General features: G+C 66.3%; 13 protein-coding genes. 8 read left to right on the top strand and 5 right to left on the bottom strand.

Going from position 1 to position 14328, the window contains the following annotated elements; genetic code table 11:
• The first annotated feature begins 44 nt into the window (after positions 1 to 44).
• Together NU1_RS29735 and NU1_RS29730 are read left to right on the top strand one after the other, a co-directional pair.
• Positions 45 to 3449 (top strand): WD40 repeat domain-containing protein, encoded by a 3405-nt coding sequence (locus NU1_RS29735; protein ID WP_067526722.1) that lies wholly within the window; start codon positions 45 to 47, stop codon positions 3447 to 3449.
• Between the two features lie 77 nt (positions 3450 to 3526).
• Positions 3527 to 4624, top strand: coding sequence for a Fic family protein (locus NU1_RS29730; protein ID WP_067526836.1), 1098 nt, complete (start codon positions 3527 to 3529; stop codon positions 4622 to 4624).
• Between the two features lie 160 nt (positions 4625 to 4784).
• On the opposite strand, the gene NU1_RS29725 is transcribed toward NU1_RS29730, so the two are convergent.
• The 4 genes from NU1_RS29725 to NU1_RS29710 are packed head-to-tail and all read right to left on the bottom strand — an operon-like array spanning position 4785 to position 8542.
• Positions 4785 to 5933 (bottom strand): acyl-CoA dehydrogenase family protein, encoded by a 1149-nt coding sequence (locus NU1_RS29725; protein WP_067526720.1) that lies wholly within the window; start codon positions 5931 to 5933, stop codon positions 4785 to 4787.
• A 4-nt stretch (positions 5934 to 5937) separates the two neighbouring features.
• Positions 5938 to 7089 carry an acetyl-CoA C-acetyltransferase gene (locus tag NU1_RS29720; RefSeq protein WP_067526718.1) on the bottom strand — a complete coding sequence of 384 codons (1152 nt, stop codon included), beginning with the start codon at positions 7087 to 7089 and terminating at the stop codon, positions 5938 to 5940.
• Positions 7090 to 7137: 48 nt separating this feature from the next.
• On the bottom strand, positions 7138 to 7740 hold the full coding sequence (locus tag NU1_RS29715; protein ID WP_067526716.1) for a TetR/AcrR family transcriptional regulator: 603 nt from the start codon (positions 7738 to 7740) through the stop codon (positions 7138 to 7140).
• Positions 7741 to 7744: 4 nt separating this feature from the next.
• The gene (locus tag NU1_RS29710) at positions 7745 to 8542 is read right to left on the bottom strand and encodes an SDR family NAD(P)-dependent oxidoreductase (RefSeq protein ID WP_067526714.1); all 798 of its coding nucleotides are present in this window, start codon (positions 8540 to 8542) and stop codon (positions 7745 to 7747) included.
• 87 nt (positions 8543 to 8629) lie between these two features.
• On the opposite strand from NU1_RS29710, the gene NU1_RS29705 reads away from it, so the two are divergent.
• Together NU1_RS29705 and NU1_RS29700 are read left to right on the top strand one after the other, a co-directional pair.
• Positions 8630 to 9481, top strand: a complete 852-nt coding sequence (locus NU1_RS29705) for a PaaI family thioesterase (protein ID WP_169815166.1) — start codon at positions 8630 to 8632, stop codon at positions 9479 to 9481.
• A 1-nt stretch (position 9482) separates the two neighbouring features.
• On the top strand, positions 9483 to 10664 hold the full coding sequence (locus NU1_RS29700) for an enoyl-CoA hydratase-related protein (protein WP_067526710.1): 1182 nt from the start codon (positions 9483 to 9485) through the stop codon (positions 10662 to 10664).
• Between the two features lie 147 nt (positions 10665 to 10811).
• On the opposite strand, the gene NU1_RS29695 is transcribed toward NU1_RS29700, so the two are convergent.
• Complete coding sequence (locus tag NU1_RS29695) at positions 10812 to 11456, bottom strand: TetR-type transcription factor C-terminal domain-containing protein (protein WP_067526708.1); 645 nt, start codon at positions 11454 to 11456, stop codon at positions 10812 to 10814.
• A 126-nt stretch (positions 11457 to 11582) separates the two neighbouring features.
• Between NU1_RS29695 and NU1_RS29690 the strand changes: the two genes are divergently transcribed.
• From NU1_RS29690 to NU1_RS29675, 4 genes are read left to right on the top strand one after another with little or no spacing between them, the layout of a single operon-like run.
• Positions 11583 to 12035 carry a MaoC family dehydratase gene (locus NU1_RS29690; RefSeq protein ID WP_067526706.1) on the top strand — a complete coding sequence of 151 codons (453 nt, stop codon included), beginning with the start codon at positions 11583 to 11585 and terminating at the stop codon, positions 12033 to 12035.
• Positions 12032 to 12772 (top strand): 3-oxoacyl-ACP reductase FabG, encoded by a 741-nt coding sequence (gene fabG, locus NU1_RS29685; protein ID WP_218027864.1) that lies wholly within the window; start codon positions 12032 to 12034, stop codon positions 12770 to 12772. The genes NU1_RS29690 and fabG overlap by 4 nt, the downstream gene beginning before the upstream one ends.
• Positions 12769 to 13536, top strand: a complete 768-nt coding sequence (locus NU1_RS29680) for an enoyl-CoA hydratase/isomerase family protein (RefSeq protein ID WP_067526702.1) — start codon at positions 12769 to 12771, stop codon at positions 13534 to 13536. Before fabG ends, NU1_RS29680 begins: the two co-directional genes overlap by 4 nt.
• Positions 13536 to 14327, top strand: a complete 792-nt coding sequence (locus NU1_RS29675; RefSeq protein ID WP_067526700.1) for an enoyl-CoA hydratase/isomerase family protein — start codon at positions 13536 to 13538, stop codon at positions 14325 to 14327. Before NU1_RS29680 ends, NU1_RS29675 begins: the two co-directional genes overlap by 1 nt.
• Position 14328: the final 1 nt, after the last annotated feature.

Below are 14328 nucleotides of genomic sequence, written 5' to 3'. Positions count from 1 at the left end.
ATGTCTGTGATCGGGGTCGCGGTGTCGCCCGCGGGTGAAACGGGATGGGAAGTACCGTGACCGACGGTTCGCACCTTCAGCGTGACGAGGCGCTGCTGACCGCACTCACCAGCGCGCCGCAATTGTGGCTTGCCACCTGCCGCGATGCGGTGGCGGCCGGACCGGACGCGACTCGGGAACTGTTCGGCGATCGTCGCGAGACACGGGTGCTGGCCCGGCTGTCGCGCACCACGTGGAAACGTCCACCACGTCGTCCCGACGGCGGCGTGGACATCGACGCGCTGCTCGAGGAGGAGAGCGAACAACCCGACACACCAGATCTCCCGGTCGGTGCGGATCTGTCCGCGGCACACGCCACCGCCGCCATGGCAGGCGCACTCAGCGCAGCGATCGACGTCGAGGACGGGTGTGCGACGTTGCTGGCCCACGCCGAGCGCGCCGGACTGCATTCGGTCGGCACCCAGTTGCTGCCCGCCGGCACCTCGGTGACCAGCGACAGCGAACCTCTGCGTTCGGTCGTCCTGCACCTGCTCGGACAGGGATCCCAGCCCGCGCGCGGATACGGCATCCTCCTTGCTCTCGAACTCGCCGGTCGCCGCCCGCCCCAGCTGCGTGCCACGCACATCCCGGTCCTGTTCGCGACCTACGACAGCAACGGCCGCGGCGGTGAGGCCGGGACACTACACCTGCGGCAGGTCAAGGGCGGCCCCAGTGGTCTGCATCCCGACCCGGCCCGCATGGGGTTCCTACAGGCCGACGAGGACTTCATCGAAGGGCTGCGGCAAGCCTGGGCGACCAGCCGCCTCGCCGACTCCGACGCGGGCGTGTTGTGGTCGGTCACCGTCGACCGCGGCGCCCCCGCGAACCAGATCAACGGCGGCTCGATGGCCGCCGCGGTCGCGGTCGCACTGGACGACCTCGCGCCACGTCACCCGAGACTGCGTCACCTGCGTCCCCGGCGACTCGACCCGGCCTGCGCTGTTACCGCGGGCCTGTCGGGTACCACGCTCACACCGGTAACTGGATACGCGGACAAAATCACAGCGGCACAACACCATTCGCTGCGTGTCATCGTCGCGGACGACGCCCGTGACGTGGTGGTGAGCCTGACCCCACCCGAGTACACCAGCCAGATCAGCTCGGCCGGGACGCTGACCGACGCCATCCACCACAGCCGCACCCGGACCAACCACAAACTGTGGGCGGCGGTACTCGCCGCCGCCTTGGTCGTGGCCAGTGCGACCGGCACGGCCACGCAGTTCTTCCGGATGCGCGCCGAGCACGCCCGCACGACCGCCGAAGCACACTCACAGCTCTACGCCGGACTGTCGCAAGTCCTGCGGGACCGCGATCCCGCCGTCGCCCAGCAACTCGCGCTGGCCGCCTACCGCACCCACGACACCGCCGACGCACGGTCGGCCCTCCTCGACACCACCGCAACGAACACACCGGTCCGCATCACCTCCAGCACCGCCGAGACACAGGGCCTCACCTCCTACATCGACCGCTTCACCCAAATGGCGACAGCTCCCGACGGCGACCTACTGGCCACCGGCGAGAAGGACGCAACGGTGCAACTGTCCCGCCTCACCGACACCGGCGTGCGTTCTTCGCCCCGCTTTCCCACCGGTGGCGGCCCCGTCCTCGGACTGGCCATCAGCGGAGACCAGCAGTGGCTGCTCGTCGCCGGCCAAGACAGCAGCGCACTGTGGGATATCACCGATCCCGACTCACCCCAGCGCACCGCCGACCTCTCCACCAGCGGTCATATGCCCTGGACCGCCGGATTCAGTCCCGACAGCAGCCAATTCGCCATCGGCACAAGGGACGGTGCGATCCTCGCCTGGCACCTCGGCACCGACCGGCACCCGACACCCCTGCCCCCGATCACGATGGCGGGTGCCCGCGACGTCCGTATCGCGGTCGGGAATCGGGCACTCGCCGCGTGTGAGACCCACAACCGGCCCGGCCAACCGCCACTCACCGCGACCATCCGCCTCTGGGACACAACGACATTGGCCCTCGACCAGCGTCCGGTATACGACCGGGAGGTCGAGCGGGCAGGTGGGGCGGTGTGCGAAGCGATCACTCTCAGCCCGGACGGCGCAACCCTGGCCGCCTCGGTGCAACCGCCCGAAATTCTGCGGTGGCGTATCGGTGCCGATCTCACCCGCCCCGAGCCGCTCGGATCGATACCCGGCCATGGCATCCGGATCCTCGACCTCACGATCAGCGCGGACAATCGGTATCTGGCTTTCGTCGACGACGACGAAAAGACCTGGCTCTGGGACCTCGAACGCGGCGAGGAGTCGACCGCGCTGGCGGATCCGTACCCATTTCGCGCCCGATTCCTGCGAGGAGGGCGGTCGCTGGCAGCGGTTGGCGCCGACCGCTCGACCTATATCTTCGATATCCCCGGGCCCACCTCCAGGACGGCACAACAGACGATATTCCGGCTACCTCCCGACCAGCGCGGCATACCTCCCGGTGGTCAGGCCGCCGCACTGCTGCCATTGCTGCGGCCTCTGAGCCCGGAGACACCCCCGGGCTGGCGCGACGGAGACCGGCGACTGCTCATCACCATCGCGATCTCACCCGACCGGACCCGCGCCGCGACCGTTGACGAAGTGGCCGGCGGTGAGGTTCAAGTGTGGAACATCGCCCACCCCGCCGCGCCGACGAAACTCGGAGCACCCATCAACGGGCACACCGGCACCTACCTGGCCGACGTCGCGTTCACGCCCGACGGGCATTTGGTCATCGGCACCATACTCAGACAAGCCATCGAACTCTGGGACGTCACCGACGACGTGCCAGCCCGAACACTTACCATCCCCTACACCGGGGGATTCCCTATATCGATCGCCGTCGGGGGCGGCCTGCTGGCTGTCGCAAGCGCCGCCGCCCACTCGGTCACCATCTACGACCTCACCGGCTCGAACCCCCGGCGCCTCTTGGAACTCGACGACCTCGACAAACGCGGGCACATCCTGACGCTCGCGATGAGTTCGCGACGCACCCTGGCCGTGGCCACCCTCAACCAGGTGAGCATCTACGATCTGGCAAATCCCGACTCCGATCGGCGGCCCGTGGTCCTCACTGGCCCGGGCACCGCGTCGGTCACCTTCGATCAGGACGGCACCCGCCTCGCCGCGGCGGCCGACGACGGAATCCACATCTGGAACGTCACCGACCCGCACCGCCCCACCACCTACGCCACGCTCACCAGCAACGCACCGCGCGCAACCGTGTCCGCTATAGCGTTCGAGGAAGGCGGACGACGGCTCATCCAGACATCACTCGACGGGACACTCCGCACCTGGCGTACCGACGCAGCCGCAGAAGCCCAACGAATCTGCGCCACCGGCACAACACCCATCACCACCGACGAATGGAATGACTACTTGCCCGGAACGCGGTACACCGCCCCATGCCCCGCCCGAAGATAACAAAGCCGGGTGATTTATCAAGCAAATAAACGCGCTTTAAAGACGCAATGTTCACCATTTATCAGTACCCTGGTGCAATGTTCCAGCCGAACTTCACGATCAGCCCTGCCGCTGCGACATCGCTGATGGCCATCGAAGCCGACCGCCAGGCAATCATGGAACTTCCGATCAACGTCGACGTACTCGCAGGTCTCCGAGAGACCGCACGACTGGCGGCAACCCACTACTCCACCCAGATCGAGGGAAACCGACTGACCCAGGCACAGGTCGCGGAAGCCCTTGCCGGAGCCCATTTCCCGGGCCGAGAACGCGACGAAGCCGAAGTCCGGAACTACTACCGCGCCCTCGAACACATCGAATCCCTGGCCATCGAGGGCGGCCCGATCAATGAACTCGAACTCCGGCGGGTCCACGGATTCGTCATGACCGGCAAACGGACACCGACACCGACACCATACCGGCCCGGCCAGAACGTGATTCGCGAAGCGGCCAACGGCCGCGTGGTCTACATGCCACCAGAGGCACCTGATGTTCCCGAACTGATGTCGGACCTGTTCGAGTGGATCAACACTCGCATGGCCGAACACGATCTGCCCGCACCACTGGTCGCGGCACTGACCCACTACCAATACGCCACGATCCATCCGTATGACGACGGCAACGGCCGCACCGCCCGCCTGCTCACCACACTCGTCCTGCACCGAGCCGGCTACGGACTCAAAGGCATCTACTCCCTCGACGAGCACTACGCCCGCAACCTCGCCGACTATTACACGGCACTGACCGTCGGCCCCTCACACAACTACTACCTTGGCCGGGCCGAAGCCGACCTCACCGGCTTCCTGAACTTCTTCTGCGACAGCATGGCCCAAGCCCTCGGCTCGGTACGCACCCGAGTCACCGACGTCGCCCAGACGCCAGGAAACCGCCACACCGACGACACCGCGGCGATGAGACAGCTCGACCCGCGTCAACGTCGAACCCTGGAACTATTCCGGGACAGTGCGGTAGTCACCAGCTCCGACATCGCCACCCAGCTGGGCATCAGCCCGCGCACAGCAAACACCTTGATACGTAACTGGAATGCCGACGACTTCTTAGCAGTCGACGACCCCTCCAAAAAGAAGCGCACCTACCGCCTACGCCCACGATACGAGCGACTGGTCAGCCCTTGACTCACCGAGCCAAGAGATGTTGGTGAACCGGCTGCGCCTAGCCGGGTGAACGGACCTGATGCGGGCAGAAAGCCGCTGAGCCGCAACCTAGGAACAGAGTGGCAACGCAAGAGCTCCAGCGTCAATGCCCGCGTGCGGAACAGTCGAGTCGACAGCACGATCAGTAGGCCAGGTCGCGACCGATGATCTCCTTCATGATTTCCGTTGTCCCGGCGTAGATGGTTTGGATTCGGGTGTCGGTGTAGGCGCGGGCGACCGGGTATTCGGACATGTAGCCGTAGCCGCCGTGTAGTTGCAGGCAGCGGTCGACGATGCGTTTTTGGAGTTCGCTGGTGTACCACTTGCCCTTGGCGGCGTCGACGGGGGTGAGTGTGCTCGCGTTGTAGGCCAGTACCGATTTGTCGACGTAGGCCTCGGCGATGTCGAGTTCGGTGGCCATTTCGGCGAGTTCGAAACGTATGTGTTGGTTATCGCCGATCGGTTTGCCGAATGCGGTTCGGGTGAAGCAGTATTCGCGGGTCACGTCGAAGATGGCGCGGGACAGGGCGATCGCACCGGCGCTGATGCCGAGGCGTTCGCGGGGGAGGTGGCTCATCAGGTTCGGCAGGCCGCGACCGATGCCGCCGAGCACGTTCGCCCTCGGTACGCGGACATTGTCGAAGAACAGTTCGGCGGTGTCCTGGCCGGGGAGTCCGATCTTGCGGAGCTTGCGGCCCCGTGTGAAGCCGGGCATATCGTGCTCGACCACGAACAGGGTGAAACCCTTCGAACCGCCGTGCGGATCGGTGCGGGCCGCGACGATGACCAGGTCGGCCATGATGCCGCTGGAGATGAATGTCTTCTGGCCGTTGAGGATCCAGTCGTCGCCGTCGGGTTTCGCTTCGGTCCGGATGCCCTGTAGGTCGCTGCCCGCGCCGGGTTCGGTCATGGCCAGGGCTCCGATGATCTCGCCGGCGGCGAACCCGGGTAGCCAGCGTTGCTTCTGCTCGTCGGTGGTCAGGTCGAGCAGGTAGTGCAGCACCAGATCGTCCTGTAGGGCCAGGCTCACCGCGAAGGAGCCCGCGTGCACGCGGGCCACCTCCTCACAGACGATCATGCGGTAGCGGTAGTCGGGTTCGCCCGCACCCCCGTACTGTTCGGGGATCTGTAGCGCGTAGATTCCGTTCTCGGCGGCCGCGGCGAAGACCTCGCGGTCGATCCAGCGGGCCTCGTCCCAGCGTTCGTGGTGGGGGACCACCTCGCGCTGGAGGAATTCCCGCACGGTTGCGCGATAGAGCTCGTGGTCCTCGGTGTAGAGGTTGCGATCCATGGCCTCAGAGCCGTTCGATAATGGTGACGTTGGCCTGGCCGCCGCCCTCGCACATGGTCTGCAGGCCGTAGCGGCCGCCGGTGCGTTCGAGTTCGTGCAGCAGGGTGATCATCAGCCGAGTCCCGCTGGCCCCCAGCGGATGTCCGAGGGCGATCGCGCCGCCGTTCACATTGACCTTGGCCGGATCGGCCTTCAGGTCGTGCAGCCAGGCCAGGACTACGGAGGCGAAGGCCTCGTTGATTTCGATCAGGTCGATATCGGCGATGTTCAAGCCGGACTTCGCGAGGGCGCGCTTGGTGGCGGGGATCGGTGCGGTCAGCAGGTTGACCGGATCGGCGCCCAGGACGGTCAGGTGGTGGATGCGGGCGCGGGGAGTGAACCCGTGCGCCTCGACGGCGGCCTCGGAGGCGATCAGCATCGCCGACGACGCGTCGGAGATCTGGCTGGATACCGCGGCCGTCACCCGGCCGCCGGGTACCAGGGTGGGTAGCGACGCCATCTTTTCCAATGTGGTGTCGGGGCGCGGACCTTCGTCCTGGGTAACGCCGTCGAACGGCGAGATCTCGCGGTCGAATCGACCCTCCGTTCGCGCGCGGACGGCACGGGTGTGGCTCTCGAGGGCGAAGCGTTCCATATCCTCGCGCGAGATGCCCCATTGCTCCGCGATTATTTCGGCGCTGTTGAACTGCGAGACTTCCGCATTGCCGTAGCGCGCTTCCCAGCCCTTGGAGCCGGTCCACGGATCCGTCGCACCGAACGGCTCGCCCGCGATGAAGGCGCTCAGGATCGGGAACTGCGTCATCTTCTGCACGCCACCCGCGACGATCAAGTCCGATGTGCCGCTCATGACGGCCTGGGCCGCGAAATGCACTGCCTGCTGCGAGGATCCGCACTGGCGGTCGATGGTGACGCCGGGGACGGTCTCCGGCAGGCCGGCGGCAAGTGCGGCGGTGCGCGCGATATCGCCTGCCTGCGAGCCGATCTGGTCGAGGCAGCCGTAGATCACGTCATCGATGGCTGCCGGATCGAAATCGCCGCGCTCGACCAGGGTGCGGATGACGTGTGCGCCCAGGTCGGCGGGATGGGTGTCGGTGAAACCGCCCTTGCGACGTCCGACCGGGGTGCGGACGGCGTCGACGATATAGGCCTCGGGCATGGAGTTCCTCCAGGTAGTGGTGCGGAAGTCAGTGGTGGTGTGGAGAATTCAGTGTTCGGTCAAACCCGCGCGGATGAACGACTGGGCGGTGCCGATCAGGACGTCGATGGATTGTCGGGTCGCACGCCACCATTCGGGCGCCCAGTTCAGTGCGCCGATGATCAGCATGCGAGCCGAGCGCGGATCGATATCGGTGCGGATGGAGCCGTCGGACTGCCCGTCGGCGATCAGCCCGCGCCAGATCGCGTGGTACTCGGCGCTTTCGCGCCCGACCTGCGCACGCAGCTCGGCGGGCAGCTGACCGGCATTGCGGGTGACCGCGGTGGCGAAATCCGAGAGCTCGAGTTCCACGCGCAGATGCGCGTCGACGGCAACGCAGAGCCGGTCGAGCGCCGGAATGCCGGGCGGCAGGGCATCGAGAGCCTCGGTGACATGCCTGCGCACCCACTGCTGCCCGACGATCATCACCTCCGCGACGAGGGCCTCCCGGGAGTCGAAGTAGTAATAGACCGCGGGGGCGCGCAGCTGCGCGACCTCAGCGATATCGGTGAGTCGTGTTGCCGAATAACCTTTTTCGGACAACACCGCCGCCGCGGCCGCGAGAATGCGGTCGCGACTGCCATTGCCGGGGTTCTTCGCTGGGCGGGCCATGGCGCTACGGCATCGTGTAGCCGCCGCTGACCGAGAACACCTGACCGGTGACCTGGCGCGCGGCGCTGTCGGAGGACACCCAGACCACCGCGTTGGCGATGTCCTCGGCATGGGTGAGTCTGCGCAGCGGAATGTCCTTGCGCAGGAAGTCGATCTGCTTCTCGTCGAAGACCGCGTCTTGGCCGACCGCCCACAGGCTGCTGGGCCCGACCGCGTCCGGACCGTCGGGGATGACCAGGCCGGGGCAGACGACATTGGACCGGACGCCGTGGCGTCCGTGTTCGCGCGCGGTGGTGCGCGCCAAGGCGATCAGCCCGGCTTTGGTCGCGCCGTAGATGCCCTGGCGAATCTGCCCGAAGGCGGCGTCGCTGGCGATGAAAACGATTGCCCCGCGCCCTGCGTCGCGCATGGCCGGGATCGCGGCCTGGGTGGCGGCGATGGCCGTGTAGAGGTTGATTTCGATGGTGCGCTGCCATTTCGCGCGGTCGGTGTCCTCGGCGATGAAGCCGGGCACACTCCAGCCCGCATTGTTGACCAGCACATCCAGCCCGCCCCAGTGGTGGACGGCCCGATCGACAGCCTCCTGGGCGACGCCGTCCAGGGTGAGGTCGCCCGATGCGACCTCGACGGCCGCCGCGCCGAGTTCGAGGGCCTCGCCGCGCACCTTCTCCGCCTGTGGGCCGTCGATATCGCTGATAACGATGCGCGCCCCCTCGCGGGCGAAGCCGTGCACGATGCCGCGCCCGATATTGGAGCCGCCACCGGTGACGAGCACACGAGCATTGCCCAGCTGGAGATCCATGTGGTCGTGCCCCTTCGTTGTCGCTGTTCTTTAATTTAATCTATATTCAATTCGAAGAGCAAGGTTGATGTTCGACGAGGAGGCATGATGTCGCTAGAGGTCCCCGCGATTGCCGCGGCAGACCCGGTGGCTCGCGCGGCGGAGGTGGCCGCGTTTCCGAACCTCGGCCCGGAGGATCGATTCGGGATCGCTCAGATCGGCCATGGGCCCGACCGGATCTCCGTCGAACAGCGGTTGCCCGCCGGGTACGCGGGGGAGCTGTGCGTGGGATGGCTGGGGCCGCTCGCCGACTTCGTCACCGGCCGCGCGGTCCAGTCAGCGCTGGTTTCCGATATCGGAATCCGTACCTTGTCACTGCATCTTCAGATCGGTTCGCGTGGACTGCGCGGCGGCCACCGGGTGCTCGCCAGCGGGGAAGTGGTCGAGATCGGAGATCGTTCGGTGCTCGCCGCCGGACGGATCTCCGACGAGAACGGATCTCTGGTCGCCGAGGTGAGCGGCCGATTCATCATCGTTCCCGGTTCCGTACACCCCGTGGTGACCGAGGGGTCCGAACTGGTTGTGCCCGAATCGGATTCACTCGCGGTGCTATTGGGTGCCGAGCCGATCGCACGCGAGCGGCACACGGTGACATTCGCGATGCGCACCGCCGAGTGGATGGCCAACCCGTACGGCATTCTGCACGGCGGTATCCCGGTCGCCCTGGCAGGCCACGCACTCACCGAAGCCGCGAACATCGCGGCGGGACCGGTGCGGACGCTGGGATTGGATGTCACCTTCCATCGACCCGCGTTCATCGGAGCTGCCCCGCTCGCGGCCGACGCCGTGGTCGTGCGAGTCGGTGGTCGAGTGGTGGCAGCGAACACAACTGTCTACCAAGAAGATTTGCGCCAACCCGTAGCGACGGTGACCTCCACCATGCTGCGAATAGGAGATTGATATGTCGCGTGAAATTGCCGAGCAGTGGTACCGGGCGCTCGCCGTTGGTGACCGAGACGCACTCGCGCGAGTGCTGCACCCGACGTTCGAGGCGCACGTGACCGCCGGAATGCCGCTCGGATTGGGTGGGGTGTACATCGGCTCCGACGAGGCGCGGCGACGATTCTGGGGTGTCATCGCCCGCCACTACCGGGCCCGCGCCGTCCCGGAGGCATTCGAGATGCTGCCCGACGGGCGAATGCTGGTGTCGGGGACGTATATCGGAACCGCCATAGCCTCCGGCAAACCCCTAGATGCGGCCTTCACCCACCTGTTGTCCTTCCAGGACCACCAGATCATCCGGCTCGACCAGCTCACCGACAGCGGCCGTTGGCACGAGGCGCTCGGCGAGAACGGTCCACTCGAGACCATCGACTACTCGATGGCCGACGGTATCGCGACGATCTGCCTGAACCGGCCGGGCGAGCGCAATGCCATCGATCTCCAGGTGGCCGAGGACCTACTGATCGCCGCACGCCGGTGTGCCGCCGATCGCGGCATTCGCGCGGTGCTCATCAAGGGCAACGGATCAGCGCTGACGGTCGGCGGCGATATCGGCTACTTCGCCGAATCCGCGCCACCGCACGGAGAACTGTTGCGGCGCATGACCGGACCGTTCCATGAAGCCTTCCGCATCCTGAGCCGCCTGGACGCACCCATAGTCACCGCCGCCCACGGCTCGGTCGCCGGAGGCGGACTCGGCTTCGTCTATATCGCCGACTTCGTGCTCGCGGCCGAAGGCACCAAGTTCGCGACCGGGTTTGCGGCACTGGGGCTTTCCGGCGACGGTGGTGGCACCTGGTTCCTGCCGCGCCTTGTCGGTGTACGCCGTGCGACCGAGATGTATTTGCGGAACCGGGTGCTCGACGCCCGCGAGGCCGCGGAGTGGGGGCTCATTACCGAGGCGGTCGCACCCGAGGAACTCGCGGGCCGCGCCGATGAACTGGTGCGGGAACTCGCGGCGGGGCCGACGAGGGCGTTCGGTCGGATGCGCGGTCTGCTGCGGACAGCATGGGACAACACCCTCTCCGAACAATTCGTCGAGGAGTCCGAAGCGCTTGCGGCCACCGGTGATTCGATGGACGCCGGACGCGCGATCGAGGCCTTCGCCGCCAAGTCTCGACCGACATTCGAAGGTCGGTGATCGCCATCGGTTCGAGCGACCCGAGGCCAGTCGTTAGACGGCGTCCATCAACGTTCCCGGCGTACTCAGTAGTGGAAACCCGGTCTGTGGATCCCGGCCGAATGCACGCCGGGATGACGGCGTGCAGCTGACGCCACGGGCACCGCACTAGCGGTCGTCGCTGAGCCCGTTGCGGACGATTGACTGCGCGGTCGCCACCACGGTGTCCAGTGACCCACGGGTGGGCGTCCACCACTCTGCTGCCCAGTTCAGCGCTCCGAGTACCAGCATGCGTGCCACCGTCGAATCGAGTTCGGGGCGCAGTTCGCCCGCTGCGGCGGCTTCGTCGAACAGGGCTCGCCACAGCGCGCCATACTTGGCCTCCTCGGCGAGCTGGCGGACTCGGATCTTCTCCGGCACCTGGCCCGCATTGCGGATGGACGCGGTCGTGTAGTCGGAGATCTCCAGCTCGTGGCGCATATGGGCTTCCACCGCGACGAGGATCTTGTCGAGTGGGCGCATATCGGACGGCAGCGCCTCCAGGATGCCACCCACGTGGATGTTCATATCGGCGATGCCCGCCCACATGACCTCTTCGACGAGATCGTCCCGGGACGGGAAGTAGTAGTAGATAGCCGGCGCCTGCAACTCCGCGATCTCCGCGACCTCTGACAGCCGGGTCCCCGCATATCCCTTGCGGCTCAACACATGCGCGGCGGCATCCAGGATCCGCTGCCGAGTGCGCGCCGACTTCGACTCGGTGTCGGTGTCGGTGCTGTCGTCGGTCGGTGCGGGTGCTGATTTCCTGGCCACGGGTTGACTATAAGGGCAGGTCGGACCATGGGCGGAAACCAGAGCCGCCGTGCGCCTTCGGGTGTGGCGTTGACCACTCCATTCTTCTAATCTATATTAAATTCAAATCTATTCAGGAGTGATGACGTGCAGGTTTTCGCCAACGTTCACGAATTCGCCGCCGCCGCAGGGACATCTCTGGGTACCACCGAGTGGCTCGATATCGATCAGAAGCGGATCGACACCTTCGCCGAAGCGACCGGGGATCACCAGTGGATCCACACCGATCCGGCCAAGGCCGCCGACGGCCCGTTCCAGTCGACCATCGCGCACGGACTGCTGACCCTGTCGCTGCTGCCGGTGCTCAATCACGAGCTCTACCGGATCGAGCAGCTGACGATGGCGGTCAACTACGGCTTCGACAAGGTGCGCTTCATTTCCCCCGTGTCGGTCGGTGCACGGGTCCGTGCGACCACGACGATCGACTCGGTAGCCGACGTCGCGGGTGGCGTGCAGGCCAAGTTCGTGACGACCATCGAGATCGAGGGTGCGGGCAAACCCGCGTGCGTCGCCGAATCCATCGCCAGGTTCATCGCGTGATGGCGGGGCTGTTGAGCGGCCGGACCGCCGTGGTCACCGGGGCCGCCGGTGGTATCGGGCTGGCGATTGCCCAGCTGTTTCACGAGAACGGCGGCACCGTCGTGCTGGCGGATATCGATGAGGGCGGTGCGCGTAAGGCCGCCGAAGTGGTCGGATCGTGCGCCATCGGCATGGGTTGCGATGTGACCGAGGAGGATTCGGTGCAGAACCTCGTCGATGAGGCCGTGCGTTGGTCGGGGCGTCTCGATGTCTTCGTCAACAATGCGGGCGTCACCCGCGACGCGTCCCTGCGCAGGATGACCATGGACGACTTCGACACGGTGATGGCCGTACATCTGCGCGGCACCTGGCTCGGGGTGCGCGCCGCCTCGGCGGTCATGCGCGAGTCCGGCGGCGGCTCGATCATCAATATGTCCTCACTATCGGGAAAGTCCGGCAATCCGGGACAGACCAACTACAGCGCGGCCAAGGCCGGGATTGTCGGTATGACCAAGGCCAGCGCGAAAGAACTGGCGCACCAGGGTGTTCGGGTCAATGCCATCCAGCCGGGACTGATCCGCACCGCCATGACCGAGGCCATGCCACCGGAGGTCTTCGCTGAGCGCGAGGCCGCCATCCCGATGAAGCGGGCCGGTGAACCGCGCGAAGTCGCCGGTGCCGCACTATTTCTCGCTTCCGAGCTGTCCAGCTATATGACCGGCGCGGTGCTCGAAGTCGGCGGCGGGCGGTTGATGTGAGCGAGGTGGTGTTGACCGCGGTGTCGGACGGCGTAGCGACCGTCACGCTCAACCGGCCGGAGCAGATGAACGCGATCTCGGTGGAGCTGGGCGAACGCCTGCACTGGGAGTTGCGGGCGGCCGCCGGTGACGCCGACGTCATCGTGGTTCGCGGCAATGGCGGAAACTTCTGTGTGGGAGGCGATTTCCATGAACTGGAACAGCTTCGTGCGCGTGGCCGAGCCGCCATGACACCGCTGTTCGCCAACTTTCGCGCCGCCTGCGATGTGATCGCCACACTGCCGGTACCGGTGATCTGCGCGGTCGAGGGCTATGCCATGGCGGGCGGATTCGAACTCATGCAGGCCGCCGATATCGTGCTGATCCACGAGAACGCGGTGGTCGCCGATACGCATTCGCGATTCGGTCTGATTCCCGGCGGCGGCGGTAGTCAACGGCTGCCGCGACTGGTCGGCAGGCAGCGCGCGCTGGCACACATCCTCAGCGGCGACCGGCTGTCCGCCGACGAAGTGGTGGCCTGGGGGCTCGCCTACCGCACATTCCCGGCCGCCGAATTCGATTCCGGCGTCACAGAGTTCGCGCGCCGTATGGCAGCGAAGGACAGAACCGCCCTGTCCACGATCAAGTACCTCGTTCACGCCGGTCAGCACCTGCCGCTGGCCGCGGGACTCGACCTCGAATCCGATGCCGTGCTCGACCATCTGTCCGGCGAGACGGCGGGCGCGGGAATCGCCTCCTTCACCAACGACAAGGGGAGTGAGTGATGTCAGATCCGGTCCGGCTCGAGGTGGATGGCGACGGTGTCGCGCGACTGCTGCTGAACAGTCCCGAGACGTCGAACGGGATGGATGTGCCCTTCCTACAGGCACTGCACGCGGCGATTCTGCGGGTGCACGGCGATCCGCGAGTTCGGGCGGTGGTGCTGTCGGGGGCGGGTAAGAACTTCTGTGCCGGTGGCAATGTCAAGGTGTTCGCGTCCAAAGGGGATCAGCTGCCGGACTACCTGCGCGAGGCCACGGCCTGGTTGCAGATCGCGGTGGCATCACTCACCCAGCTGAACGTTCCGGTAGTTTCCGCCGTCCACGGATTCGCCGCGGGCGGAGGTGGTTTCGGCTTGGTCTGCGCCTCGGATTTCGTGATCGCCGCGGACACCGCGAAGTTCATGTCCGGCGCGGTCCGGGTCGGCATGGCACCGGACGCGGGCGTCTCGGTGACCCTCACCCAGCTGGTCGGACTCCGCCGTGCCATGCACATCCTGCTCACCAACCCGGTGCTCGACGCCGCCGAGGCCCTGGACATCGGGCTGTTGACGAAAGTCGTTCCGGCAGTAGACCTCGAGACCGAGGCACTGACCTGTGCCCGGCAGTTCACCGATACCGCGCCCAAGGCGATCGGCGCGACCAAGCGGCTGCTGTGGGGCGGAATCGGCGCGACACTGGCCGATCGGCTGCCCGAGGAGGCCCGCACGGTCTCGGAGCTGTCCGGCACCGCCGATTCGCGCGAAGGCCTGGCCGCCGTAATCGAGCGTCGCGCGCCGAAGTTCCGAGGTGAATAGC

It is taken from the genome of Nocardia uniformis NBRC 13702 (assembly GCF_001613345.1).
GTDB lineage: Bacteria > Actinomycetota > Actinomycetes > Mycobacteriales > Mycobacteriaceae > Nocardia > Nocardia uniformis.
This window is presented reverse-complemented; position numbering and strand designations above follow the sequence as displayed.